The 24,318-nt window shown below is 70.8% G+C and carries 18 protein-coding genes and 1 pseudogene; 15 read left to right on the plus strand and 4 right to left on the minus strand.

Features of this window, described 5'->3' with window-relative positions; all coding sequences use genetic code 11:
* Nucleotides 1-27: 27 nt before the first annotated feature.
* From SALPAC2_RS0121000 to ppc, 3 genes are all read right to left on the minus strand, one after another.
* Nucleotides 28-3,273 carry a S8 family serine peptidase gene (locus tag SALPAC2_RS0121000; RefSeq protein WP_018218594.1) on the minus strand — a complete coding sequence of 1,082 codons (3,246 nt, stop codon included), beginning with the start codon at nt 3,271-3,273 and terminating at the stop codon, nt 28-30.
* Nucleotides 3,274-3,403: 130 nt separating this feature from the next.
* Entirely contained in the window at nt 3,404-4,612 is a 1,209-nt protein-coding gene (gene rmuC / locus SALPAC2_RS0121005; protein ID WP_026184975.1) for a DNA recombination protein RmuC, read from the minus strand.
* Between the two features lie 142 nt (nt 4,613-4,754).
* Nucleotides 4,755-7,541: a phosphoenolpyruvate carboxylase gene (gene ppc, locus SALPAC2_RS0121010; RefSeq protein ID WP_018218596.1), complete on the minus strand. Its 2,787-nt coding sequence runs from the start codon at nt 7,539-7,541 to the stop codon at nt 4,755-4,757.
* A gap of 239 nt (nt 7,542-7,780) precedes the next feature.
* Here ppc and mfd point away from each other — a divergent pair, with 239 nt between their 5' ends.
* From mfd to SALPAC2_RS0121025, 3 genes are all read left to right on the plus strand, one after another.
* On the plus strand, nt 7,781-11,431 hold the full coding sequence (mfd, locus tag SALPAC2_RS0121015; RefSeq protein ID WP_018218597.1) for a transcription-repair coupling factor: 3,651 nt from the start codon (nt 7,781-7,783) through the stop codon (nt 11,429-11,431).
* Between the two features lie 117 nt (nt 11,432-11,548).
* Entirely contained in the window at nt 11,549-12,283 is a 735-nt protein-coding gene (locus SALPAC2_RS0121020) for a hypothetical protein (RefSeq protein WP_018218598.1), read from the plus strand.
* 2 nt (nt 12,284-12,285) lie between these two features.
* Nucleotides 12,286-13,272, plus strand: a complete 987-nt coding sequence (locus SALPAC2_RS0121025) for a nucleoside triphosphate pyrophosphohydrolase (protein WP_018218599.1) — start codon at nt 12,286-12,288, stop codon at nt 13,270-13,272.
* 116 nt (nt 13,273-13,388) lie between these two features.
* Here SALPAC2_RS0121025 and SALPAC2_RS0121035 read toward each other — a convergent pair.
* A pseudogene (locus tag SALPAC2_RS0121035) lies at nt 13,389-13,568 on the minus strand (hypothetical protein); the annotation flags it as partial.
* 245 nt (nt 13,569-13,813) lie between these two features.
* On the opposite strand from SALPAC2_RS0121035, the gene eno reads away from it, so the two are divergent.
* The 12 genes from eno (at nt 13,814) to SALPAC2_RS0121095 (ending at nt 24,287) form a co-directional block, all read left to right on the plus strand.
* The gene (gene eno / locus SALPAC2_RS0121040; RefSeq protein WP_018218602.1) at nt 13,814-15,097 is read left to right on the plus strand and encodes a phosphopyruvate hydratase; all 1,284 of its coding nucleotides are present in this window, start codon (nt 13,814-13,816) and stop codon (nt 15,095-15,097) included.
* 33 nt (nt 15,098-15,130) lie between these two features.
* Nucleotides 15,131-15,742 (plus strand): FtsB family cell division protein, encoded by a 612-nt coding sequence (locus tag SALPAC2_RS0121045; protein WP_018218603.1) that lies wholly within the window; start codon nt 15,131-15,133, stop codon nt 15,740-15,742.
* Between the two features lie 40 nt (nt 15,743-15,782).
* Complete coding sequence (locus tag SALPAC2_RS0121050; RefSeq protein ID WP_018218604.1) at nt 15,783-16,340, plus strand: DUF501 domain-containing protein; 558 nt, start codon at nt 15,783-15,785, stop codon at nt 16,338-16,340.
* 1 nt (nt 16,341) lies between these two features.
* Nucleotides 16,342-16,854 (plus strand): amino-acid N-acetyltransferase, encoded by a 513-nt coding sequence (locus SALPAC2_RS0121055; RefSeq protein WP_018218605.1) that lies wholly within the window; start codon nt 16,342-16,344, stop codon nt 16,852-16,854.
* A gap of 45 nt (nt 16,855-16,899) precedes the next feature.
* A complete protein-coding gene (locus SALPAC2_RS0121060; RefSeq protein WP_018218606.1) occupies nt 16,900-17,829 on the plus strand; it encodes a Ppx/GppA phosphatase family protein in 930 nt (309 codons plus the stop codon).
* Nucleotides 17,830-17,938: 109 nt separating this feature from the next.
* Nucleotides 17,939-19,675, plus strand: a complete 1,737-nt coding sequence (locus tag SALPAC2_RS0121065; protein ID WP_018218607.1) for an alpha-keto acid decarboxylase family protein — start codon at nt 17,939-17,941, stop codon at nt 19,673-19,675.
* 148 nt (nt 19,676-19,823) lie between these two features.
* On the plus strand, nt 19,824-20,156 hold the full coding sequence (locus tag SALPAC2_RS0121070) for a PadR family transcriptional regulator (protein WP_018218608.1): 333 nt from the start codon (nt 19,824-19,826) through the stop codon (nt 20,154-20,156).
* Complete coding sequence (locus tag SALPAC2_RS0121075) at nt 20,153-21,208, plus strand: HAAS signaling domain-containing protein (protein WP_018218609.1); 1,056 nt, start codon at nt 20,153-20,155, stop codon at nt 21,206-21,208. The genes SALPAC2_RS0121070 and SALPAC2_RS0121075 overlap by 4 nt, the downstream gene beginning before the upstream one ends.
* Before the next feature lie 143 nt (nt 21,209-21,351).
* Complete coding sequence (locus SALPAC2_RS0121080) at nt 21,352-21,843, plus strand: LppU/SCO3897 family protein (RefSeq protein ID WP_018218610.1); 492 nt, start codon at nt 21,352-21,354, stop codon at nt 21,841-21,843.
* Between the two features lie 148 nt (nt 21,844-21,991).
* The gene (locus tag SALPAC2_RS0121085; RefSeq protein ID WP_018218611.1) at nt 21,992-22,678 is read left to right on the plus strand and encodes a dienelactone hydrolase family protein; all 687 of its coding nucleotides are present in this window, start codon (nt 21,992-21,994) and stop codon (nt 22,676-22,678) included.
* 46 nt (nt 22,679-22,724) lie between these two features.
* The gene (locus SALPAC2_RS0121090; RefSeq protein WP_018218612.1) at nt 22,725-23,486 is read left to right on the plus strand and encodes a uracil-DNA glycosylase; all 762 of its coding nucleotides are present in this window, start codon (nt 22,725-22,727) and stop codon (nt 23,484-23,486) included.
* 18 nt (nt 23,487-23,504) lie between these two features.
* A complete protein-coding gene (locus tag SALPAC2_RS0121095; RefSeq protein WP_018218613.1) occupies nt 23,505-24,287 on the plus strand; it encodes a DUF4129 domain-containing protein in 783 nt (260 codons plus the stop codon).
* The last annotated feature ends 31 nt before the right edge of the window (nt 24,288-24,318 follow it).

Here is a 24,318-nt window from a genome sequence, read left to right on the forward strand (position 1 = left end):
ACGGGCTCCTGCTGGTTCGGGTACGGGTCAGTTCACCGAGCCGATGGCGACGGCGCTGCGGCCGACGACCGCGCCCTCCGCCGTCACCACGGTCAGCTCACCCTGCAGTTCCCGGCCGTCGGCCGGGCCCGCCAGGGCGGTCACCGTGCCGCTGAAGGCGTCGGTGTCGCCGTGTCCCAGGGCGAGCGGGGTTGCCGGTGCCGACAGGCTGCCGAGCGCCGGGGCGGAGAAGGAGTCCCGGTAGTCGTAGGCCGTGCTGCCACCGAGGCCGTCCACCGAGTACCCCTCGACCACGATCCGGTAGGTGCCAGCAGTCGGGTTCGACAGCGTCACCGCCTCCTCCGAGTCGCCGTCTGCGGAAAAGCCGAGCAGCGTGCTGCCCTGGTAGACGTACAGGTCCAGGTCGGCTCCGGCGTTCGCCGGGTTGCCGATCCGGGCCGCGAACTCGGCCGCGTCGGCCGGCACCTCCACGAGGAACTCCTGCGCGGCGCCCTCGGCGACGGTCGGGCGGTCGGTCTGGACGCTGGCGAGCGGTCCACCCTGACCGGTGACGGTGACCGGGCCATAGGTGTTGGTCACGCTCCACTCGACCGGGGTCGGTGCACCGGCGTCAACCGCCGGTAGCTCGACCGTGGCCGGCTCGAACGCCACACCCTGGATCCGCGCCGTCAGCTGGTACGGGTTGTTCAGCGACGGCGAGGTGCGACGCGCCTCCACCTCGATCTGCCAGACACCGGGGAGCGGGTTCTGGTAGTCCCGCTCCTGCGGGTTGCAGGTGTCGGGGTCGGAGTAGTTGGTGAAGCAGACCCGGCTGGAGGTGCTCTCCGTCGGTACGCCGTACGGGTTGATGGCGATGAATCGGGTCTGCGAGCCGGTGGCGATGCCGCCGAGGTTCAGCTGGAGCGCCTCGGTGCCCGGCGGAACGGTCACGAAGTAGGACTCGAAGCCGTTCCGGTCGACCGAGCCTTCGGCCGCGAAGGAGAAGTCCGGCTTGCGGGTCTCGTTGCTGGCTACGACGACGAGGGAGACCTCGAAGTCGATCGTGTTGGTCGCCGGGTCGTCCACAGTCATGATCGCACCATGCGCGCCCGCGTCCGGCCGGGCGACGACGGGGACGGTGACGGTCCGGTTCAGCGGCAACGCGACGGACTTCGGCGCCTGGAAGGTGCCGTCATTGCCGTGCAGCGCGATGTCGTGCTTGACGGTGCCGGTCGGCCCGCTGGTACGGGTGATCTTGACCCGGTAGGTCTTCTTCTGGTCGATCCGGTGACCCCCCTCGCCGGCGGGGCACCGGTTGTAGACGCCGGTACCGCGGTGCGGCGTCCCCAGCTGGTCGGAGAGGACGGTGCAGACCGGCGCCTCCGAGGTGTACGAGCGGGTCTCCACGCCCTTGCGCAGCAGCTTCCACGCGCTCGACACGTTCACCATGCCGTAGCCCTGGCCGTACGTGGGCACGTCCTTGATCGGCTTCGCCGAGCTGTACAGCGCGCGGCGCAGCATCTGCGGGGTGACTCCGCGGTCGGTCGCCCGAGCAGCCGACAGCAACAGCGCGGCGGCACCGGCGGCCTGGGGGGAAGACATCGAGGTGCCGTTGAACATCCCGTAGCCCGGCGGCAGCGAGTAGCCGGCCTCGGGGACCGGGCTGCCCGCCTGCCAGAGCGGGATGGTGGAGATCGCCGCGCCGGGTGCGGCGACGTTCGGCTTGATGCCGCCGTCCTCGCGTGGGCCCCGGGACGAGAAGTTGAACAGCGCGTTCTTGGTCCGCACCACCGAGCCGTAGTTGGCCAGCCAGGTGTCCTTGCTGACGCTGGCCGCGACGCTGATGACGTGCTGGGCGACCGACGGGTCGCCGACGGTGTTCAGGCCGGGGCCGGAGTTGCCGGCGGAGATGACGAGCTGGACGCCGTAGGTGGTGATGAGGTTGTTGTACAGCTCGGCGCGGGCGTTGTCGCCGTCGTTGAGCGCCGGCAGGCCACCGATCGACATGTTGACCACGTCGACACCCCGGTTGATGACCAGGTCGGCCATGCCGCTGGTGAGCGCCGAGAAGGTACAGCCACCGCCCCAGGAGCAGGCGCGGGACGAGACGAGCCGGGCGCCGGGCGCGGCCCCGTCGAAGACCTCGTTGCCGAACATGTCGTTGGCGGCGGTGATGCCGGCGACGTGACTGCCGTGGGCGTCCGAGACGATGCCGATGTTGACGTAGTCGACCAGGCCGGGGCCGCCGACCGGGGTGGTGTCGACGTCCTCCCGGAACTCGACCACGAAGGGCAGCTGCTCGCGGACGGCGGTTGCCGGGTCGTCCGCGCCGAAGTGCCCGATGTCGAACTTCTCCTGGTACGGACGCATGACGGTCTCGTCGGTGAAGTCTCCGTCGAGGTCAACGTCGATCAGGATGTCGTTCGTGGCGGGGTCGTAGAGCACGCCCCACTCGTCGGTGGTGTCGCCGTCGCGGTTGACGTCACCGAGCAGGTCGCTGCCCGTGGTGATCGCCTCCCGGAAGATGTTGAAGCGGTAGCTGCCGGCCGGTGCCGTCCAGGTCCCGCCGGCCGACTCGAACGACGGGCCGGTGACCTCGGTGATCATCGGGCGCCAGGTGGCGTCCTCGAACGGGTGCGTGGCGGTGACCCAGTCGACGATCTTCCGGTCGCCGGTGGTGGTGTGCTGGAGCGCCGGGTGGTCCAGGTCCACGCCGGAGTCCATGATGCCGATGGTGATTCCCCGGCCGTCCCACTCGGGGTTCTGGTCGACGAAGCTGACGGCGCCGGTTTCGCCGGCCGGCAGGTAGGGGTTGTCCGCGCGGGTGTCGTCACCGGGACCGCTGAGCGTGCTGCCCTGCTTGGCGGCCTGCTGGCCGTTGGTCACCGGCCGCGGGTCGGCGAGCTGAATCGTCTCGTCCAGGTCGACCGCGGCGACCCCGGGCAGGGTAGCGGCCTTGATCACCTTGTTCGTCGGGACGGTGGCCAGGACGTAGCCGATGGTGTCGTATTGGTCCGTGACGGCCGCACCGAGCTCGGTCAGGTCAGTGGCGACCTCCTTCGCCTCGTCCTGCTCGGTCGCGACGATCAGGGTGACGGTCTCGGCCTTCGTCGCTTCCGCCTCGGCCAGGAGTTTGGCGTCGTGCGAACCCAACACCTCCACGGGGGTGGATGGCGTGTCGGGTGCGGCGCTCGCGGTGGCGGCACCGCCCGCGACGGTCACGGCGCTGGCGGCCATGACCGAGGCGAAGAGCCCGGCGGAGGTGCGCCGGCTCAGCTTTCGGGGTTTGCTCACGTTCTCTCCTCCGGAGAACAGGGCCCTCAGTTCCAGGGCACGCGTGAGCGAAATCCTTCGGCTATCGATGCCCGTTGTCACCATCGATCGCTTCGTTGTGACCATCTCGTGACATACTGGTTTGCCGCTGTCACACCGAATCGGCGCCTCTTCCATCCACTACAGAGCGGTTTGCCGTCCATTCCGGAGTGAATTCCAGCAGCTCCGGCGCCTGCGGCTGGCGGGGGGCGACCTCCACCTGTGCCGGCGGCGCCAACTCCTCGTCGGAGACGCCCAACTCGGCGAGCTTGCGGGCGCTGACCAGCACCCGCGACTCCAGCGAACCGACCGCACGGTTGTACGCCGTTACCGCCCCACCGAGCGCGGACCCCAGCCGGCCCACATGCTCGCCGAGCGTGGCGAGCCGGCCGTGTAGCTCCCGGGCGAGCGAGTGCACCGCCACCGCGTTGCTGGCCAGCGCCGCCTGCCGCCACGCGTAGGCGACCGTACGCAGCAGCGCGACGAGGGTGGCCGGGGTGGCCAGCACCACGTTGCGGGTGAAGGCGTGCTCCAGCAGGGTCGGGTCGCGCTGGAGGGCGACGTCGAGGAACGGGTCGGCCGGCACGAAGAGCACCACGAACTCCGGTGCCGGGTCGAACGCGGTCCAGTACGCCTTCGCAGCGAGCGCGTCCACGTGGGACCGCAGGTGTTTCGCGTGCGCGTCCAGGTGCGCGTCGCGTCCCCGTTCGTCGCGGGCCTCCATCGCGGTCAGGTACGCCTCGAAGGGCGCCTTCGCGTCGACCACCACCGACCGCCCCCCGTGCAGGCGAACCACTAGGTCGGGGCGGACCGTCTGCTGATCGGTCGCGGCCGTTACCTGCTCGGCGAAGTCGCAGTGTTCCAGCATGCCGGCCGCCTCGACGATGCGGCGTAGCTGGTGCTCGCCCCACCGCCCCCGGACCTGCGGTGCCCGCAGCGCCGCGACGAGCTGTTTGGTCTCGGTGCGCAGTTCACCGGAGACCGTGCTCATGGCGCGCACCTGCTCGCGCAGCTCGGCGTAGGCGTCAACCCGGTCCCGCTCCAACTCGGCGACCCGCTGCTCGTAGCGGTGCAGCGTGTCGTGCAGGGGAGCCACCGCGCGGGCCACCGCCTCCTGGGACTGCGCGGTCGCCTCGTAGCCCAGCGTCCGCAGGGACTGCTCCAGCCGACCCTCACCCGCCTGCGCGGCGGCCAGCGTTGCCTCCAGCCGGGCCAGCTCGGTGGCGGACCGGGCCCGGGCGGCGTACCACCCCACCGCGCCGCCCGCCGCGAGGCAGCCGAGCACCACGGCCAGCGTCGGAAACTCCATATCACCGAGCATCCCAAACGGGTACGACCGAGGCGGCCCCGGGCGGATCGAAGGTGGTGTCGGCCCGCCTCCACCAGGGCCCGCCTCCACCGCGGCCCGCCTCCACCAGGGCCCGCCTCCACCGCGGCCCGGCGAACCGGCCCGTCCGCGGGGTTCAGCCGGTGTTGCGCATGCCGGCGGCGATGCCGTTGACCGTGGTGAGCAGGGCGCGTTCCAGGGCGGTGCCGTCGCTGGGTGCCCGGCGGCTGCCCGGTGCCGTCACCACCGCCCGGCCCGGCGCGCCGGAGTCCCGGTACTGCCGCAGCAACGCCACTTGGAGGTGGTGCAGTGGTTCCAGGTAGGTGTCCCGTACCGCCAGCGTGCGCTGGAGCACCGGCGCGTTCTCCAACAGCTCCGGTGACGCGGTCACGGCGAGCACCTCCCGCCGGGTCAGCTCGTACTCCTGCTCGATCTTGTGGAAGATCGGGTGCAGCTTCTTCGGTACCAGCGTCTCCACGTACCGGCGGGCGATGGTCAGGTCGGTCTTGGTCAGCATCATCTCCACGTTCGACAGGAACGTCCGGAAGAAGTGCCAACTGCGGTGCATCTCGGCGAGCACGTCCCCGTGACCGGCGGCGCGGGCCGCCGCCAGCCCGGAGCCGACGCCGAACCAGCCGGGGACGATCTGTCGGGTCTGGGTCCAGCCGAACACCCACGGGATGGCCCGCAGGCCGGTGAGCCCGGCACCCGTGTTCGGCCGCTTCGCCGGTCGGGAGCCGATGTTCAACGCGCCGAGCAGCTCGGTCGGGGTGGACGCCCAGAAGTACGCCGGCAGGTCCGGATCCTCGACCAGGTCCCGGTACGAGCGGTAGGCCGCCGCGCTCACCACGTCCATCGTCGCGTCCCAGCGTTCCAGCATCTCGGCCGGCTGCCGGGGCGCGGTGTGCAGCAGCGTCGACTGGAGCACCGCGGCCACGGTCAGCTCCAGGTTCTCCCGGGCCAGCGCCGGCAGGCTGTACTTGTCGGAGATCACCTCGCCCTGCTCGGTCACCTTGATCTCGCCGTCGAGGGTCCCGTACGGCTGGGCCAGGATCGCGTCGTGCGTCGGCCCGCCACCGCGGCCGACGGTGCCACCCCGGCCGTGGAAGAGCCGCAGCTGCACGCCGTGCCGGGCGGCCACGTCCCGCAGCGCGCGCTGCGCCCGGTGGATGGACCACTGACTGGTGGTGATGCCGGCTTCCTTGTTGGAGTCGGAGTAGCCGAGCATCACCTCCTGGACGTCGCCGCGGGCGGTGACCAGGGCCCGGTAGGCGGGCAGCGAGAGCAACTCGTCCAGCAGATCACCGCCGGCGTTCAACTCGGCGGGGGTCTCCAACAGCGGCACGAAGCCGATCCGGGCCCGGCTGCTGTGCACGTCCACCAGCCCCGCCTCGCGGGCCAGAACGACGGCGGCGAGGACGTCGTCGACGCCGAGGGTCATCGAGATGATGTACGACTCGATCACCTCGGTTCCGAACCGGTCCTGGGCCTCCCGGATGGTGCCGAAGACATCGAAGGTCCGGCGGGCCGACTCGGTCAGCGGAGTGTCGAGCGTGGACAGGGGGCGGCGGCCGGCCAACTCGTCGGCGAGGAGCTTGGTGCGCTCCAGCCGGCTCAGCGCCGGGTAGTCCGACACCTCGCCCACCGCACCGAAGAGCTGGGTCAACACCTCGTGGTGCTTCTCGGCGTGTTCGCGGACGTCCATTGTGGCGAGGTGTAGGCCGAAGGCGGAGACCGTACGGATGGTCGAGGCGAGCCGGCCCACGGCGGTGAGCTGGCCGGAGTTGCGGGCCAGCGAGGCGCGCAGCAGCTCCAGGTCGGCGATCAGCTCACCCGAGCCGCGGTAGTCCCGTCCCGGCAGGTGCGCCGTGCCCTGGCGGAGCCGCTGCCGGGTGTTGGCGAGCTTCGACTTCACACACCGGGCCTTGAGTCGGTACGGCTCCTCGGCGTTCACCCGACGGAACCGGGGCGCCACCTCGGGCAGCGCGTCCAGGTCGGCGGCGAGGCTCGCGGAGAGGTCCAGCGAGACCCCGCGCAACCGTCGGGAGACGGAGACCTCATTGATCAGTTGGTCCATCGCCTTCTCGGTGGCGGCGAGGCCGTGCTCGTGTGCGATGGCCAGGACCTCACGGGTCACCGCGGGCGTGACGAACGGGTTGCCGTCCCGGTCACCCCCGATCCAGGTGCCGAAGGTGAGGGGCCGGGCGGTGGGTGAGGTCTCCACCCCGAGGGTGCGGAGCGTGTCGGCGAGGTCGTCGAGCACCTGAGGCGCCGCCTCGGCGTAGAGGTCGCGGAGGTAGTAGATGGCGTTGCGCGCCTCGTCGGTCGGGTCCGGCCGGTCGAGCCGCAGCTCGTCGGTCTGCCACATCAGGTCGAGGAGCTCGGCGAGGCGACGGTTGGCCGGGCCCTCGTCGCTGGCGCCGTAGAGGACCGCGTTGGTGGTCTCGGTGTCCAACTCGTCGGCGATCGCGCGCAGCTTGGACAGGATGGAGCGGCGGGCGGCCTCGGTGGGGTGGGCGGTGAAGACCGGGCGGATGGCCAGCCGCCGCGCCGCCGCCGCGATCTCCTCGGCGGGAACGCCGCGCTCGGCGATCATCTTGGCGGTCTGGTCCAGCCAGCCACCCTGCACGGCCCGACGACGCCGCAGATCCCGGGCGCGATGGACCTGTTCGGTGATGTTGGCCAGGTGGAAGTAGGTGGAGAAGGCGCGGGCCAGCCGGGTTCCGGTGGCGACATCCAGCCCGGCGAGCCGCTGCGCGGCGGCCGGGGCGTCGGTGCGAACCTGGGCGCGGATCTCCTCGACCAGGTCGAGCAGGGGCCGACCCTCCTGCCGGGCGAGGGTCTGGCCGAGCAGGGTGCCGAGGCGGCGGATGTCGGCGCGGAGGGCGGCGTCGGGGCCGTCGTGGTCGTGCTGGTCGGTCACGATGCGCTCCTTACGTGAGTACGAAGGACAGCGCTGTCCGACTCCCAGGATGGTAACCGCGGGAACTGGGCGGAGCCCACGGGGTGTCCTGGTTAACTCTTGGCGCGCCGTTTCGGCCCGCTTGGGGATCCGCGTCACGTGGCTGTTGACCCGCTCCCGGAGCGATAGGGTCAACGGGTCAACCCCTCGTCCGGCCGGACGAGGGGCGCTCGTCGTGCCGTCGCCGTGGAAGTGATCATATGCTCACCGGACTCTTCGCCGCCGCCCTCGCCGACCCGGCCCTGGCTCGGGCCCGGGACCTGGCGCGATCCGGCGCGGCCCAGGTCGACGGGCTCGACCTGACCGCACCCCCGGCGCTGCGTCCGTTCGCGGTCGCCGCCGTGGCCGCCGACGAGCCGGTGGGGGGCGCGGGGCGCCCGGTGCTGGCGATCACCGCCACCACCCGGGAGGCGGACGACCTGGCCGCCGCGCTGGGCAGCCTGCTCCCCACCGACCAGGTAGCGGTCTTTCCGTCCTGGGAGACGCTGCCGCACGAGCGGCTCTCGCCGCGCTCCGACACCGTGGGCCGCCGGCTGGCGGTGCTCCGTCGACTCGCCCACCCCGAGGCGACCGACGCACAGGGGCGCAGTGGCCCGCTGCGGGTGGTCGTCGCTCCCGTCCGATCCCTGCTGCAACCCCAGCTCAAAGGGCTGGGGGACCTGGAACCGGTGCGACTGTCCGCCGGCGACGAAGCGGACCTCGAAGAGGTGGCGCGTCGGCTCATCGACATGGCGTACGCGCGGGTGGACCTGGTCACCAAACGCGGTGAGTTCGCGGTGCGCGGCGGAATTCTCGATGTCTTCCCGCCCACCGACGAGCATCCGTCCCGGGTCGAGTTCTGGGGCGACGAGGTGGAGGAGATCCGTACCTTCGCCGTGGCCGACCAGCGCACCATCGAGCAGGTGGACCAACTCTGGGCCCCGCCCTGCCGGGAGCTGCTGCTCACCCCGGCCGTCCGGAAGCGGGCCGCCGTGCTGGCGGCGGAGCACCCGGAACTGGCGGAGATCCTCGATCAGCTGGCCGAGGGCATTCCGGTCGAGGGAATGGAGTCGCTCGCTCCGGCGCTGATTGGCGCCGACTCGATGGAGCTGCTGCTGGACACCATGTCCGCGGGGACCCACGTGCTGCTCTGCGACCCGGAGCGGATTCGTACCCGGGCGCACGACCTGGTGCGTACCTCGGCGGAGTTCCTCCAGGCGAGCTGGGCCGCGGCCGCGGTCGGCGGCGCGGCCCCGATCGACCTCGGTGCGGCCGCGTTCCGGACGCTCGCCGACGTCCGTGCGCGGGCCCGTGAGCTGCGGCAGCCGTGGTGGACGATCTCGCCGTTCGGGCTGGCCGAGCCGGCCCCCGCCCGCCAGCCGTGGGAGGACGAGCCGGACGAGGTCGACATCACCCCGGACGACGCGATCGCGGTGACGGTCGCGGCCCAGCCCGCGCCGCTCTACCACGGTGAGACGGCGCGGGTGGTGGACGAACTCCGGCGTTGGGCCGGCGAGGGCTGGTCGGTCGCGCTGGTCTTCGCGGGGCACGGCCCGGCCCAGCGGGCCGTCGAGGTGCTGCACGACGCCGGGCTCGGCGCCCGCCTAGTGGACGAGGTGACCTCGGCACCGGCGCCCGGCCAAATCCTGGTGAGCTGCGGGTCGCTGACCGGTGGCTTCGTCGCCGAGGCGCCCCGCTTCGTCCTGCTCACCGGGGACGACGTCACCGGCGGCCGGGGCGCGTCGACCCGGGACATGCGCAAGCTGCCGAGCCGGCGGCGCAACACCATCGACCCGTTGGAGCTGCGGGCCGGCGATCACGTGGTGCACGAGCAGCACGGCATCGGCCGCTACGTCGAGTTGGTGCAGCGCACCGTCAACGGGGCCAGCCGGGAGTACCTGGTCATCGAGTACGCCCCGAGCAAGCGGGGCCAGCCGGGCGACCGGCTCTTCGTCCCCACCGACCAGCTAGACCAGCTCTCCCGGTACGTCGGCGGCGAGCAGCCGGCCCTGCACAAGATGGGCGGCTCGGACTGGCAGAAGTCGAAAGCCCGGGCCCGCAAGGCGGTCCGGGAGATCGCCGCGCAGCTGATCCAGCTCTACGCCGCCCGCAAGGCGTCCAAGGGGCACTCGTTCGGCCCGGACACCCCGTGGCAGCGGGAGCTGGAGGACGCCTTTCCCTGGCAGGAGACACCGGACCAGCTCGCCGCGATCGAAGAGGTCAAGCGGGACATGGAACAGACCGTCCCGATGGACCGGCTGATCTGCGGCGACGTCGGCTACGGCAAGACCGAGATCGCCGTCCGGGCGGCGTTCAAGGCGATCCAGGACGGTCGGCAGGTGGCGGTGCTGGTGCCCACCACCCTCCTGGTGCAGCAGCACTACAACACCTTCGCCGACCGGATGACCCAGTTCCCGGTGACGATTCGCCAGCTGTCCCGGTTCCAGACGCCGAAGGAGGCCGAGCAGACCCTGGAGATGGCCGGCGACGGTACCGCCGACATCGTCATCGGTACCCACCGGCTGCTTCAGGCGTCCGCCCGGTTCCGCTCCCTGGGGCTGGTCATCGTGGACGAGGAGCAGCGCTTCGGCGTCGAGCACAAGGAGCACCTGAAGTCCGTGCGGGCCTCAGTCGACGTACTGAGCATGTCGGCCACCCCGATCCCCCGGACCCTGGAGATGGCGATCACCGGCATCCGGGAGATGTCCACCATCGCCACCCCGCCGGAGGAGCGGCACCCGGTGCTCACCGCGGTCGGGGCGTACGACGAGCGGCAGGTGGCCGCCGCCATCCACCGTGAGCTGCTCCGGGACGGCCAGGTCTTCTACCTGCACAACCGGGTGGAGTCGATCGAGCGGGCGGCGCGGCGGCTGCGGGAGCTGGTGCCCGAGGCGCGGGTCGCGGTGGCGCACGGCCAGTTGGGCGAGGAGGCCCTGGAACGGGTCATGGTCGGCTTCTGGGAGAAGGAGTTCGACGTCCTGGTCTGCACCACGATCGTCGAATCTGGCATCGACATCCCGAACGCCAACACCCTGATCGTCGAGCGGGCCGACCTGCTCGGCCTGGCCCAGCTGCACCAGATCCGGGGCCGGGTCGGCCGGGGCCGGGAGCGGGCGTACGCGTACTTCCTCTACCCGTCGGACAAGCCCCTCACCGAGCACGCCCACGAGCGGTTGGCGACCATCGCCCAGCACACCGAGCTGGGTGCTGGCATGTACGTGGCGATGAAGGATCTGGAGATCCGGGGCGCCGGCAACCTGCTCGGCGGCGAGCAGTCCGGCCACATCGAGGGCGTCGGCTTCGACCTGTACGTGCGGATGGTCGGGGAGGCGGTGCAGGCCTTCAAGGGGGAACGCCCGGAGGAGGAACCGGAGATCAAGGTCGATCTGCCGGTGGATGCCCACCTGCCGCACGACTACGTCGGGGTGGAGCGGCTGCGCCTGGAGATGTACCGCAAGCTCGCCGAGGCCCGGGACGAGGAGCGGCTGCGCGCGGTGGTCGCCGAGCTGACCGACCGCTACGGCGAGCCGCCCGCCCCGGTGCAGAACCTGGTGGCGGTGGCCCGGTTCCGGCTGCTCGCCCGGCAGTACGGGCTCACCGACGTCAGCATGCAGGGTCGCAACCTACGGTTCGGCCCGTTGCCGCTACCGGACTCGAAGCAGCTACGGCTCAAGCGCTACCACCCGGACGCGGTCTACAAGCAGGCGCTGGAACAGGTCAGTGTGCCCCGGCCGAGCACCCGGCGGGTCGGCGGTGAGCCGCTGCGCGACCAGGCGCTGCTGGAGTGGTGTGGGCAGCTCCTCGCCGACGTGCTCGGCCCGCCCCGGGAGCCGGCCGGTGCCGCCAACTCCACGACGCAGGGCGGGCGGTGAGGTGGCGTAGCTCCAGCCGGCGGACGCGGGGGCGTCCGGTCCGGCGTCGGCGGGCGGGAGACGCGGGGTCCTGGGGGGCGTCCGGTCCGGGGCTGCCGGCGTGAGAGAGTTGCCGTTATGCGTGCTCGCCGTCTTGTCGCCGCCGCCAGCGTGGTGGTCGGCCTCGTCGCCTTGACCGGATGTCGTACCGAGCCGGGTGTCGCCGCGTACGTGGGTGACCAGCGGATCACCGAGGACACCGTGGACAGCATCCTCGACGAGTTGCGGGACAGCCGCGCCGCGACGGAGGCGCCCGAGCTCGGTGGGCCGGCCCCGGAGCTGCCGCCCCGGTCTCAGGTCGTCGGCACGTGGGTGGTCGGGACGTTGTGTGACCAGGTCTCCGCGGACCAGGGCTACCAGCCGCTGGGGCGGGTGGAGCCGGTTCAGGTTGCTGGTCAGCTTGGCCTCCCCCCGGAGTCGGAGTATGTGCGGCAGCTGGCCGCCCTCCACACCTGCCGCTCCGGGCTGCCGGCGGGCAACTCGGTCGCGCCGACCGAGCAGGAGCTCGCGGAGGTGATCGCCGCCGGGCGGGCGGCCGGAGTGATTTCTCCGGACACTCCGGATGCCGTGGTCGCCGGTCAGCTCGACGTCCCCCAGCTGCGTAACGCGCTGGCGAGCCGTCGGGTCCTGGCCGAGGCTGCTGGGGAGTACGACGTCACGGTCAATCCCCGTTACCGACCCCTGGAGTTCCCGGTCCTTAACTTCTCTTCCGAGGTCGCTGCGGTCAGCGTGCTCCTGGGTGAGCCCGGTTCCGACGCGGTCACCGACGTCTCCAGCCCGGAGCCGCCGGCCGGGGCGCAGCAGCCGGCCTGAGCATGACGGCGCGGATCACTCTGCTCGTCACCTCGCCGCGGCTGCCGGCCGGGCTGCTCACCGCGGCCGCGTGGGACGTCGTACGCCAGCATCCCGTGCTGGCCGGGGCGGAGAGTGAGCTGACGGCGGCGCTGCGGGTCGCGGGTGCCGAGGTCACCGTCGTGGCCGGCCCGGCCACCCCGGCGTTGCTCGACACTGCCACCACCCGCGGTGGTGCGGTCTGGCTCGCCGGCCCGGCGGGTGACGAGTCACTCGCTCGGGAGTTGGGCCTGCGCCTGGCCCGGGAGCCGGGGCTCGCCGAGTTGGAGCTGCTGTACGGATCATGGGACCCGCCCGGGGCGCGGCTGCTCGACGCGGTGGCGGTGTTGGACCGGCTCGCCTCGCCCGGGGGTGACCCGTGGAAGCGGGCGCAGACCCACCGCAGCCTGGCCGGTTTCCTGTTGGAAGAGTGCTACGAGGCGTACGACGCGATCAGCGCCGGTGACACCGACGCGCTCCGCGAGGAGCTCGGGGACGTGCTGCTCCAGGTGGTGCTGCATGCCCGGCTCGCCGAGGAGTTGCCCGAGGGCGAGCGGTGGAGCGTGGACGACGTGGCCGGTGGCCTGGTCGACAAGATGGTGCGGCGCAATCCGCACGTCTTCGCCGAGGAGCAGGCCGGCACCCTTGCCGAGATCGAGGAGAACTGGGAGCGGATCAAGCAGGCGGAGAAGGCGCGTGACTCGGTGCTGGACGGCATCGCCCTGAGCCAGCCCGCTCTCGCCCTGGCAGCCAAGATCATTGACCGGGTCGCCCGGGTGCGGCTCGCCGTCGCGCCCCCGCCGCCGCAGTCGCAGGTCGACCCGGAGGCCCGGCTCGGCGCCGACCTGCTGGCTGCGGTGGCCGCCGCCCGCGCCTCCGGGCTGGATCCAGAGGCGGCCCTGCGCCGCGCCGCCCTCGCCCACGCCGAGACCGTCCGCCGAGCCGAACGCGCCGGCAGCGCCGACGGCTGAGGTTCGGTTGGGTCAGCTTCCCGGGCTCGTCGAACGGTCGACCACGTCGGCCTCCGTCGGCAGTTCGAAGATCGGGCTGTCCGCGGTATCCCGGTAGCTGGTCACCGTCACACCGACCGGTAGCCGGCCGTGTAGGTGCGGATCGGGGATCTGTCCAGTCGGTTCGCGAGGTCGTTGACCCCATCGGCGTGGCCGATGGTCCGGCCGGCCTCGTCGAGGCTTTGACAACCGGTAACGGTGAGCGACGCGATGGCGGCAGCGGCGAGTAGTCGGAGCGGGGTCGAGATGGCGGACATGACGACCAACCTCGCCGATCGGATCGATCGTGTGCGCAAACTCCGACGTCGGTTGACATCGGAGAATACCGGAATGTCGGGCAGGCCGCTCCGCGGAAAGGGCCGGCGCTCGACAGCGTGGCCGGAGATTCAACCGCCGGGTGCCGCGTCGCGCTCCATCGCCGCCCGATACGCTGCGTGCAACACCTTCCCAGCCGCACCGTCGCGGCCATGACCGAACGGCAACACACACGAGGAGCGACTCAGTGGCAACCATCGAGGGAATCGTCGCCCGGGAAATTCTCGACTCACGGGGCAACCCGACCGTCGAGGTCGAGGTTGGGCTCGACGACGGTACGATCGCCCGTGCTGCGGTGCCGTCGGGCGCCTCCACCGGTGCCTTCGAGGCGATCGAACTGCGCGACGGTGCGAAGGACCGCTACCTCGGCAAGGGCGTTGCCAAGGCCGTCTCGAACATCGAAGACAAGATCGTCGACGAGTTGATCGGGTACGAGGCCAGCGAGCAGCGGCTGATCGACCAGAAGATGCTCGACATCGACGGTACGGACAACAAGAGCCAGCTCGGCGCCAACGCGATCCTGGGCGTTTCCCTGGCGGTGGCGAAGGCAGCCGCTGGCGCCGCCGAGCTGAGCCTCTTCCGTTACCTCGGCGGGCCGAACGCGCACCTGCTGCCGGTTCCGATGATGAACATCCTCAACGGTGGAGCGCACGCGGACTCCAACGTCGACATCCAGGAGTTCATGATCGCGCCGATCGGTGCGCCGACCTTCCGGGAGGCCCTGCGCTCCGGCACCGAGGTCTACCACGCGCTGAAGTCGGTGCTGAAGAAGAAGGGGCTCTCCACCGGCCTCGGCGACGAGGGTGGCTTCGCGCCCAACCTGCCGACCAACGCCGCCGCGCTGGACCTGATCTCTGAGGCGGTCGAGAAGGCGGGCTACCGGCTCGGCACCGACATCGTCTTCGCGCTCGACGTGGCCGCGACCGAGTTCTTCGACAACGGCACCTACACCTTCGAGGGCGCCGCGAAGACCGCGGAGGAGATGAGCAGCTACTACACCAAGCTCGCCGACGCGTACCCGATCGTGTCGATCGAGGACCCGCTGGCCGAGGATGACTGGTCCGGGTGGCGGACGCTGACCGCTGCCGTTGGCGACCGGATTCAGATTGTCGGCGACGACCTGTTCGTGACGAACCCGCAGCGGATCGCCCGCGGTATCGCCGAGAACGCCGCCAATTCGGTCCTGGTGAAGGTTAACCAGATCGGTTCGCTCACCGAGACCCTGGACGCGGTGGACCTTGCCCACCGGGCTGGCTTCCGGTGCATGATGAGCCACCGCTCCGGCGAGACCGAGGACACCACCATCGCCGACTTGGCGGTCGCCACCGGCTGCGGCCAGATCAAGACCGGCGCCCCGGCCCGCTCGGACCGGGTCGCGAAGTACAACCAGCTGCTGCGGATCGAAGAGGAGCTGGCTGACGCCGCGCGGTACGCCGGGTCGGGCGCGTTCCCGCGTTACCGTTCTGCCTGACAGACGCGCAACCTCGGGGGGAGGGGCCAGAGGATGCAGCAGCGCCGCACGCCGGGCGGACAGCGTCCGGCCCGCCGGCCCGGCCAGGCCGGCCGGTCGGGCGGTGCCCGGCCGGTTCGTGCGGGCGGCGCCCGCGGTGAGTCGCGGGCGGCCGCCGGCCGCGCACCGGGCGTGGTCCGGGGCGCCGACGGGGCCCGTTCGGCGAACCGGCCCGCCGTTCGGCGGTCGGCGCCCGGGGGTGCGGTGAAGCGACTCTCCGCACCCCGCCCCCGATGGGGGACCGGGCGGGCAACCGTGCTGGTCGCGGTGCTGATCGCCCTCGCTCTCGCCTACACCTATCCGGTCCGGGTCTACCTGGATCAGCAGACGGATATCGCCCGGATGGAGGCCGCCCAGGCAGCGCAGCGGGCGGAGATCGAGAGACTCACCGTCAAGGCCGCGAAGTGGCAGGACCCGAAGTACATCGCGGCCGAGGCCCGGGAACGCTTCTTCATGGGCGTTGAGGGCGAGGAGCTGTTGATCGTGCTCCCCAAACCGGGAGCGGACGCGGCGGCGGATCAGTCCGCCGGCCTGGGCGGTCTGGCCGGGTCCGATCGGTGGTACGACATCATGTGGTCGAGCGTGACGGCCGCGGATCAGGAATAGCCCGGCGAGTGCGTGCCGCCACCGAATCAGGAAGGACACCGTGACAGTCGTACCACCGCAGGAGCCGGCGGCATCCTCCGTGCCGCTGCCGCGACGAGAGCCGGCAACCCCGGCCGACCTAGCCGCGGTGGCGGGGCAGCTCGGCCGTCCGCCCCGGGACACCCGGGCGGTGGCCCACCGCTGTCCGTGCGGCATGCCCGACGTGGTGGAGACGACGCCGCGGCTCGCCGATGGCACGCCCTTCCCGACGCTCTTCTACCTGACCTGTCCCCGGGCGACGGCGGCCTGTAGCCGGCTGGAGTCCGCCGGGCTGATGAGGGAGATGGCCGACCGGCTCGCGGCGGATCCGGAGCTGGCCGCCCGCTATCGCGCCGCGCACGAGGACTACCTCCGGCGCCGGGAGGCGATCGGTCACGTGCCGGAGATCGCCGGAATCTCCGCCGGGGGGATGCCGGATCGGGTCAAGTGCCTGCACGTGCACCTCGGGCACGCGCTCGCCGCCGGTCCCGGTGTCAACCCGCTCGGGGACGAGGTGTTGCGGCTGATCGAGCCGTGGTGGGCGGGGGGACCCTGCGTGGCCACGCCAGCGGACGAGTGAGATGACCGCTGCCGGCGGACTCGTGCTCCGTCGCGCCCGGACGGCGGACGTTCGGGGGATCCGACGGCTGATCGACACGTACACCGACGGCCGGCGACTACTCAGCAAGGCGACCGTGACCCTGTACGAGGACGTGCAGGAGTTCCGGGTCGCGGTGACACCCACCGGGGACGTGGTCGGCTGTGGCGCCCTGCACGTCATGTGGGAGGACCTGGCAGAGATCCGGACGGTGGCGGTCGACCCGAGCTGTCGGCGCGGCGGGATCGGGCACCAGATCGTGGGCGGCCTGATCGACGGTGCCCGGGAGCTGGGCGTGGCTCGGATCTTCGTACTCACCTTCGAAACCCGCTTCTTCGGTCAGTTCGGGTTTACCGAGATCGACGGGGCGCCGGTGCCGCACCCGGTCTACGAACAACTGCTGCGCTCGTACGACGAGGGTGTCGCGGAGTTTCTCGACCTGGAGCGGGTCAAGCCGAACACACTCGGCAACACCCGAATGCTGCTGCGGCTCTGAGCGGGCTGTCCGGCCTGCCGTAGGGTTGCGGGCGTGACGACGCGTGTGGCCGCCATCGACTGCGGGACCAACTCGATTCGCCTGTTGGTCGCCGAGCTGCCGGATCCGGGCGCCGGGGCGAGCGCACCGTTGGTCGAGTTGAGCCGCCGGCTGGAGACCGTTCGGCTGGGCCAGGGCGTCGACCGCACCGGCCGGTTGGCCCCGGAGGCGATCGAGCGGACTCGGGTGGCGCTGGCGGAGTATGCCGCCGAGATCGAGAAGTTGGGCGTCGACCGGGTGCGGATGTGTGCCACGTCGGCCTCCCGGGACGCGGAGAACGCCGCCGACTTCCGCGACATGGTGGAGCGGACGCTGGGGGTCGCCCCGGAGGTGGTGACCGGGGAGGAGGAGGCACGGCTCTCGTTCACCGGGGCAGTTCGTGGCCTGCCCGACTCGACCCGGGAGCCGTACCTGGTGGTCGACATCGGCGGCGGTTCGACGGAGTTCGTCGTGGGCACCGGCAGCGGTGGTGTGGACGCCGCGATCTCGGTGGACATCGGTTGTGTCCGGATGACCGAGCGGCACTTGGCGGGTGACCCGCCGGACCCCGCCGAGATCAGGGCGGCCGAGGCTGACATCGTGGCTGCCGTGGACCGGGCGCTCGATGCGGTGCCCGGTCGGGAGGCCGCCACGCTGGTCGGGCTCGCTGGCTCCGTCACCACGGTGGTCGCGATCGCCGAAGGGCTGACCGGGTACGACCCGCAGCGTATCCACCATGCCCGGGTGTCGTATCGGGCGGTGGCGGAGGTGACTGCTGACCTGCTGGTGGCGACCCGGGCGCAGCGGCTGGCGATCCCGGTGATGCATCCGGGTCGAGCCGACGTGATCGCGGCGGGTGCCCTGGTGCTTCGCGTGATTATGGAGCGTTCGGGCAAGGACCTCGTGGTCGCCTCCGAGCACGACATTCTGGACGGCATCGCCTACAGCTTGCGGTAGGAGTGGCACCGATCCGTTCCCTTCTCAATACGCCCGAACCAGCCCAAATTTCGGATGCTCCGGATAGGCTGAGACTGTTTCATGGTCAGGCTTTCGTGGCGAGGGGAGCATGGTGGGCGGGAAGGAGGAGACGGTCGCCGTCGGCGAACTGCTACTCGGTCGCCTGCACGACCTCGGTGTGCGGCACATCTTCGGGGTGCCGGGTGACTATGCGATGGAGTTCACCGACCAGGTCATGGCCTTCGACGGAATAGAATGGGTCGGCAGTTCAAACGAACTCAACGCCGGCTACACCGCGGACGGCTACGCGCGGATGGCTGGCATCGGGGCAACTGCTACCCAGTACGGTCCGGGTGAGCTGTCGGTGCTCAACGCCCTGGCCGGCGCAATGGCGGAGTCCGTACCCGTCGTTTCGATCGTCGGTGGCCCCTCGACCGAGATTATGCGTCGCCGCACCTCAGTTCATCACTCGCTCGTGGACGGCGATTTTGACCATTGGGCTCGGATGGCGTGCGAGGTCACGGTTGCTCAGACGTCGTTGACCGCGGAGCATGCGCTGCGGGAGATCGATCGGGTGCTGAACGCGTGTTGGTCGCAGCAGCGTCCTGTGTACATCCGAATTCCGGGTGATGTGGCGGTGGCTTCCGTCCCGCGACCGACGCGACCCTTCCGGCGCCCGGAGCCGGTCACCCACGTGGCGCAACTGGACGCGTTTGCTGCCGCTGCGCACCGCCGGCTCGCCGACGCCCAGCGGCCGGTACTGCTGGTGGGTAACGTGCCGATCCGGCTGGGCCTGGGGCCGGCCGTCGCCGCGTTCGCGAACGAGTGGAATTGGCCCGTTGCCGCGCAGGCGCTCGGTCGGGGTCTGTTTGACGAGGCTGACTCTCGTTACATCGGGGTCTATTCTGGCCTGGAGAGTCGGGCCGCGGTCCGGGAGGTGGTCGAAGGCGCCGACGTCGTGGTCTGCCTGGGAGCCACGTTCTTCGACTGGAATGGCCTGTTCACCGCGGAACTGGATCCGGATCGGATCATTAATTTGGGGCCGGATGCCGCATCGGTTGCCGGTACCCGTTTCGGCCCGATCTCCATGGCTGCGGCGTTGGACCGGTTGCATCAGCTGGCTATCCGTCGTACGAGCGGCTGGTCGAGCGCGGTGGTTCAGTCGAAGGGATTGTCGGAACTGGACAGGGCGGGTAGCAAGTCGATCACTCACGAACGACTCTGGCCGGCGATCGAGGCTCAGTTACGGCCGGGGGACGTGGTGGTCGCGGAGGTCGGGACCGCCTTTTTTGGCCTAGAGATGATGCGTCTGCCGACCGGCGTATCCGTTTTGGCAGGGCCAATCTGGAGCTCGGCCGGGTACGCGATTCCTGCCGCTTTCGGTGCCGGAGTCGCTGAACCGGAACGGCGCGTGGTATCGATTACCGGTGACGGTGGAATGCAAATGTCCCCGCAGGAGTTTGGCCAGATGTTCAACTTTGGTCAATCGTCACTAATTTTCATGGTTAACAATAGCGGCTACGCTACCGAGCGGGCGCTCGAGAAAGCGATTGGGGAAGAGTCTCAGGGTTACGCCGAGATACCCAACTGGCGGTACGGCAAGCTGTTGGCGGTGTTCGCGGAGGAGGAGGACTTCGTTGCGCGCACGGCCCGCACCGAGGCCGAGCTGGCCGAGATCCTGTCCGACATCGACGAGCCTCCGGAGCGGTTGACCTTCGTCGAGGTGGTTGTCGATCCGACGGATGTGCCCGAAGGCATGCCGGAGTGGAGCCGGGAGGCATCCGCCGCCCTCTATCACGCGAAGTTTCCCGCTCCGGCTCGCCTGCCCTGGAGTGGGCTCAACTAGCCGGGCGGCCCTGCCGGCAGCCGCTCCGCGCAGGGTTCTGGTCGTTGTGGTGTCTGCAGGTGGTAGGCCTGGCCTCGGGGCGCCCACCGCGGGCTCGGTCGACCAGGTCGGTTGACGCTACTGTGCATTGAACAGTACTGTCCTTCGTATGGACACCACACAGCTCCTGAAGGGCGTGCTGGACCTGGCTGTCCTCGCGGTGCTTCGGGAAGAGGACGGCTACGGCTACGACATCCTGCGTCGCCTCCGCGACGCCGGCCTGACCGAGGTGGGCGACGCCTCCGTCTACGGCACGTTGCGGCGCCTCTTCGCGGCGGGGCTGCTCACCACGTACGTGGTGCCCAGCGAATCCGGGCCGCACCGCAAGTACTACTCGCTGAACGCCGCCGGCCGCGACCAAATCGCGCGCTCCGGCAAGCTCTGGCGCTCATTCGCCAGCACCATGGACACGCTGCTCGACGATCGGGGGAGGGCGGCATGACCGTCACTGAGCAGGAGATAGCCGACTACGTCGCCCGGGTTCGCGGCGCCCTGACCGACCTGCCGCCAGCGGTCCGCGACGAGCTGACCGAAGACCTGCCGGAGCACCTCGCCGTGGTGGCCGCCGAGTCCGACGGAACGCTGGTGGAACGGCTCGGCGAGCCGGAGGCCTACGCCTCCGAGCTGCGGACCGCCGCCGGGGTCGGCGCTGGACGGCGGCTGGCGACCGGAGAGCTGAATGCCGTCGTGGACCGGGTCCGCGCCCGGCTGAACACGCTCGACCGGCAACTCGGTCCACCCCTCGGGTATCCGACGGTGCGCTCCTTCCTGCACCTACTCGCCCCGGGCTGGTGGATTCTGCGTGGCTACCTCGCGGCGATGCTGCTGGCCCTGCTCACTGGCGGCTTCGGTGGCGCTGTCGGGTTACTGCCCAGGTTCGAAGGCCACCTGTTGCTCGGCCTGATGATCCTGGCGGCCCTGGTCGTAGCCTCGGTCATGCTCGGTCGCCGGAAGGCCCAGTTGCGAGGCTGGTCAGGGCGGCTGCTGGTCCTCGGCAACCTGGTGCTCGTCGGGTTCGGGCTGGTGGGGCTGGTGCAACTGGATGATCGGCGCGGTGAGGGCAACTACTACACGCCGATCTCGGTCGACAGCCAGTACGACCACATCCGTGACGTCTTCGTCTATGACACCGAGGGTCAGCTGGTGGACTACGCGCGGCTGTTCGACCAGAACGGCGATCCGATCCGGCTCGGCTACCCGGACTGCGCTGCCGCACGCGATGTGATCCGCCGGGATCAGATCAATAACACCAACCCGCTGCTGCGTGGCTACCCGTACTGCCCGGAGGCGGCACCGTTCGGGCCGCGGCCCACGGTTGACGCGTCCCCACCGGCCCTCCCCGCTCCACCTGGGACGGTCCAGCCGGACTCCGTTGCCTCACCAGCCGTGCCGGAGACGGCACCAACCACATCGGAGCCCTCGCCGGTCACACCGGAGGTGCCGGAGACCCCGCCGACCTCCGCGCCCGCCCCGGGTGTCGCGCCCACCGGGTGAGCGCTGCCCCTTTCAGTTCCATGGTGGGAACTCATATTTCCGTAGCGACGACAATGGCCGAAGGGATGAGGCTGTGGGGCAAAAGGGCCGTTGTTGATCATCTACCGTGTCCTCCGCACTATTAACCTCTGGAAGGAAAATTCGTGCCGGAGCAGGTCGTACCCCCCACCAACCCCAGCTTTCCGCAGTCGGCTGGCTTTCAGCCGTCGACCGGTGTGCCCGAGGCTGGCCCCCCAACCCCAGAGCCAGCTCGGAAGTCCGGTCGCAAGAAGGTGTTGGGCATTGTTGGCGCGATCGTCGCGTTCCTGGTGATCGCCGGCCTCAAGTTCGGCCTGGAAGCGGTGCTCCGCGGGTTAGATGAGACCGCGGAAGCCAAGGCTGGTGACTGCATCGGCGAGCTATCCACGATCAGCGGCGACGAGATGGAGGCGGTCGACGGTGGCAAGGTCGTTGACTGTGCCTCCGCCGAGGCGAGGTACAAGGTCGTCGGTCGAGCAGAGGATCAGACCGAGGCGCAGGCCGAGTCCGGCGAAGCGTGCGACCAGTTCCTCCAGGAGAACAAGGACTACTACATCTTAAGCAACGTCACTCCGGGCAAGACGGGCTATGTGCTCTGCCTGACCGACAACTCCTGACCGCCGTACCCGAGCCATCGACTGGTGTACGGGAGGTGAACGCCACTTCTCCGGCGTCTTCCCGGGGCCCGCGTGGCGTGGCAGGCTACCGGCACGTAGGACCACTGGGCGACCAGCCAACGATGACTGACCGCTAGGAGGACGGCCGATGGGCGACATGGTGACGTACCGGTGCAACGGTGGTACGGGCGAGGGGTATCTCGCGGTACCTCCTGGCGGTACGGCCAGCCCGGCGGTCATTGTGATCCAGGACTGGTGGGGCCTGGCGTCGCACGTCCGAGCGGTGGTTGACCGCTTCGCTGAGGCCGGCTTCGTCGCCCTCGCCCCGGACCTGCGGCGCGGCGGGCCGGCCAGCAAGCCGGAGGAACCCCGGCAACTACTCAACAGCGGGCAGTTGGACGCCGCGGCGGCGGATGTCGCCGCCGCGGCCGACTACCTCGCGGGCCGGCCGGAGGTTGCCGGCAAGATTGGTTGCGTCGGCTTCTGCGCGGGGGCCAGTCTGGCGCTCTGGTCCGTTGCCCGCACCGAGCGGATCGTCGCGACCTCGGCCTTCTACCCGCGGCTGCCCGGAGAGGGGATGCGCCCGGAGGGGTCGGAGTACGCGGGCAAGGCCGCGGCCATCCACTGCTGCGAGGCCGACGGCACCTCGGCCGACCCGGGAGTGCAGCTCGTTCGTCGGGCCATCGAGGCTGGCGGCGGCACCTGTCAGACCTACGACTACCCGGGCACCGCGCACGCCTTCTTCAACGAGGACCGGCCGGAGAACTTTGACCAACGGGCTGCCGCCACGGCGTGGGCCCGCACCCTGGAACTCTTCCGGGCGAAGCTTGGCTGACCACGGATCGGTGACTCCCGGCGGAACTCCCGCCGGGAATCGGCGCGTGCCGCGGGTACCCGCGGTCGCGGCCCGGCCACGCACCGCCGAGGAGGTAACCGGGGCCGCAGCCGGGGCGACCAGCCTCGCCGCACTCGATGCGGCGATCAGCGACTGCTTCGCCTGCCCCCGCCTGGTCGACTGGCGGGAAGAGGTGGCCCGCACGCGACGCGCGGCCTTCCGGGAGCAGGAGTACTGGGGGCGCCCGGTGCCCGGCTTCGGCGACCCGAGGGCCCGCATCGCCCTTCTTGGCCTCGCCCCGGCCGCGCACGGTGGCAACCGGACCGGCCGGGTCTTCACCGGCGACCGCTCCGGCGATGTCCTCTTCGCCGCCCTGCACCGGGCCGGGTTGGCCAACCAGGCGACCAGCGTCGCCGCCGACGACGGGTTGACCCTGCGCCACACCCGGGTCTTCGCGGCGGTGCGTTGCGCGCCCCCGGCTAACAAGCCCACCCCGGGCGAGCGTGACACCTGCCGGCCCTGGCTGCACCGCGAGGTCGCGTTGCTCCGGCCGAACCTGCGGGTGGTGGTCGCGCTGGGCGCCTTCGCCTGGGCCGCGTGGTGGCCGACTCTGCACCGGGCGTACGGGATGTCCCCGCCCAGCCCGCGACCCGCTTTCACGCATGGGGCACACTGGTCCGGGAACGGCGCACCGGATCTGCTCGGCTGCTACCACGTCAGCCAGCAGAACACCTTCACCGGGCGGCTGACACCAGAGATGCTGGACGACGTGTTCGCCCGGGCGAAACGACTGGCCGGGGTGGAGTAGGGGCTGCGGGGCATTGGGATGACGGACCGGAAGCGCCGATCCGCATCCTCGGTTCCCGCCGACAGTGGTGTGCTGCGGCGGTGGTGGCCGCTCGCAGCGGTGTTGCTCCTGTTGGCCGCCGCCACTGCAGCGGCCGCGCATTCGTCGCTCGGGGCCAGCCGCATCCCGCCCGCGGCCGAGCAGCTGCCGCTCGTCCCGGAATACCCGACGGCCGAGCCGGTAGCATCGATACCGGTAGAACCGCGCGACGCGGGTGAGTTGAACAGCCAGCGGCGCCCCGACTGGCTGCGAACCGCGCTTCTTGCGCTGCTCGGGCTGGTCGGGTTGGCCGTTGCCGGCGTCCTCGTCGGGACGCTCCTGCGCAGTGTGCTGCGGCGAAGCACTCGGCGCCGACCCCAGCGCCGGGTCCCACGCACTGCCGAAGGCACGGCCCGGGAGGTGGTCGCCGCGCTCGACGCCGGCCTGGTCGACCTCGACGACACCGGCACCGATCCGCGTACGGTGGTCATCGCCTGCTGGGTACGCCTCGAGGAAGCCGCCGCCAGCGCCGGGGTGCGGCAACTGGCCGGTGACACCTCCACCGAGCTGGTGGTGCGCCTCCTGCGGGGTGACCCGGCCGCCGGGGTGCCCGCGATCGCCAGCGCCGACGTGCTGGCCGATTTCGCACATGTCTACCGGGAGGCGCGTTACGCTACCCGGCCAGTGGACGAGCGTACCCGGGACCAGGCCCGGGCCGCGTTGCGTCGGCTCCGCGGGGAGCTGACCGCGCTGGCCGGCGCGAGCGGGGAGGGGCCGGAGTGATCAACCGAGGGCTCCCGACCGGGTACGAGGA

The sequence above is a fragment of the Salinispora vitiensis genome, from assembly GCF_000378825.1.
Lineage (GTDB): Bacteria > Actinomycetota > Actinomycetes > Mycobacteriales > Micromonosporaceae > Micromonospora > Micromonospora vitiensis.

Coding starts and splice junctions, on each gene's coding strand:
- SALPAC2_RS0121085 (WP_018218611.1), top strand. CDS start 21,992: ATGGGCGACATGGTGACGTACCGGTGCAACGGTGGTACGGGCGAGGGG.
- SALPAC2_RS0121065 (WP_018218607.1), top strand. CDS start 17,939: ATGGTGGGCGGGAAGGAGGAGACGGTCGCCGTCGGCGAACTGCTACTC.
- SALPAC2_RS0121075 (WP_018218609.1), top strand. CDS start 20,153: ATGACCGTCACTGAGCAGGAGATAGCCGACTACGTCGCCCGGGTTCGC.
- mfd (WP_018218597.1), top strand. CDS start 7,781: ATGCTCACCGGACTCTTCGCCGCCGCCCTCGCCGACCCGGCCCTGGCT.
- SALPAC2_RS0121070 (WP_018218608.1), top strand. CDS start 19,824: ATGGACACCACACAGCTCCTGAAGGGCGTGCTGGACCTGGCTGTCCTC.
- SALPAC2_RS0121045 (WP_018218603.1), top strand. CDS start 15,131: ATGCAGCAGCGCCGCACGCCGGGCGGACAGCGTCCGGCCCGCCGGCCC.
- SALPAC2_RS0121025 (WP_018218599.1), top strand. CDS start 12,286: ATGACGGCGCGGATCACTCTGCTCGTCACCTCGCCGCGGCTGCCGGCC.
- SALPAC2_RS0121095 (WP_018218613.1), top strand. CDS start 23,505: ATGACGGACCGGAAGCGCCGATCCGCATCCTCGGTTCCCGCCGACAGT.
- rmuC (WP_026184975.1), bottom strand. CDS start 4,612: ATGCTCGGTGATATGGAGTTTCCGACGCTGGCCGTGGTGCTCGGCTGC.
- SALPAC2_RS0121055 (WP_018218605.1), top strand. CDS start 16,342: ATGACCGCTGCCGGCGGACTCGTGCTCCGTCGCGCCCGGACGGCGGAC.
- SALPAC2_RS0121020 (WP_018218598.1), top strand. CDS start 11,549: ATGCGTGCTCGCCGTCTTGTCGCCGCCGCCAGCGTGGTGGTCGGCCTC.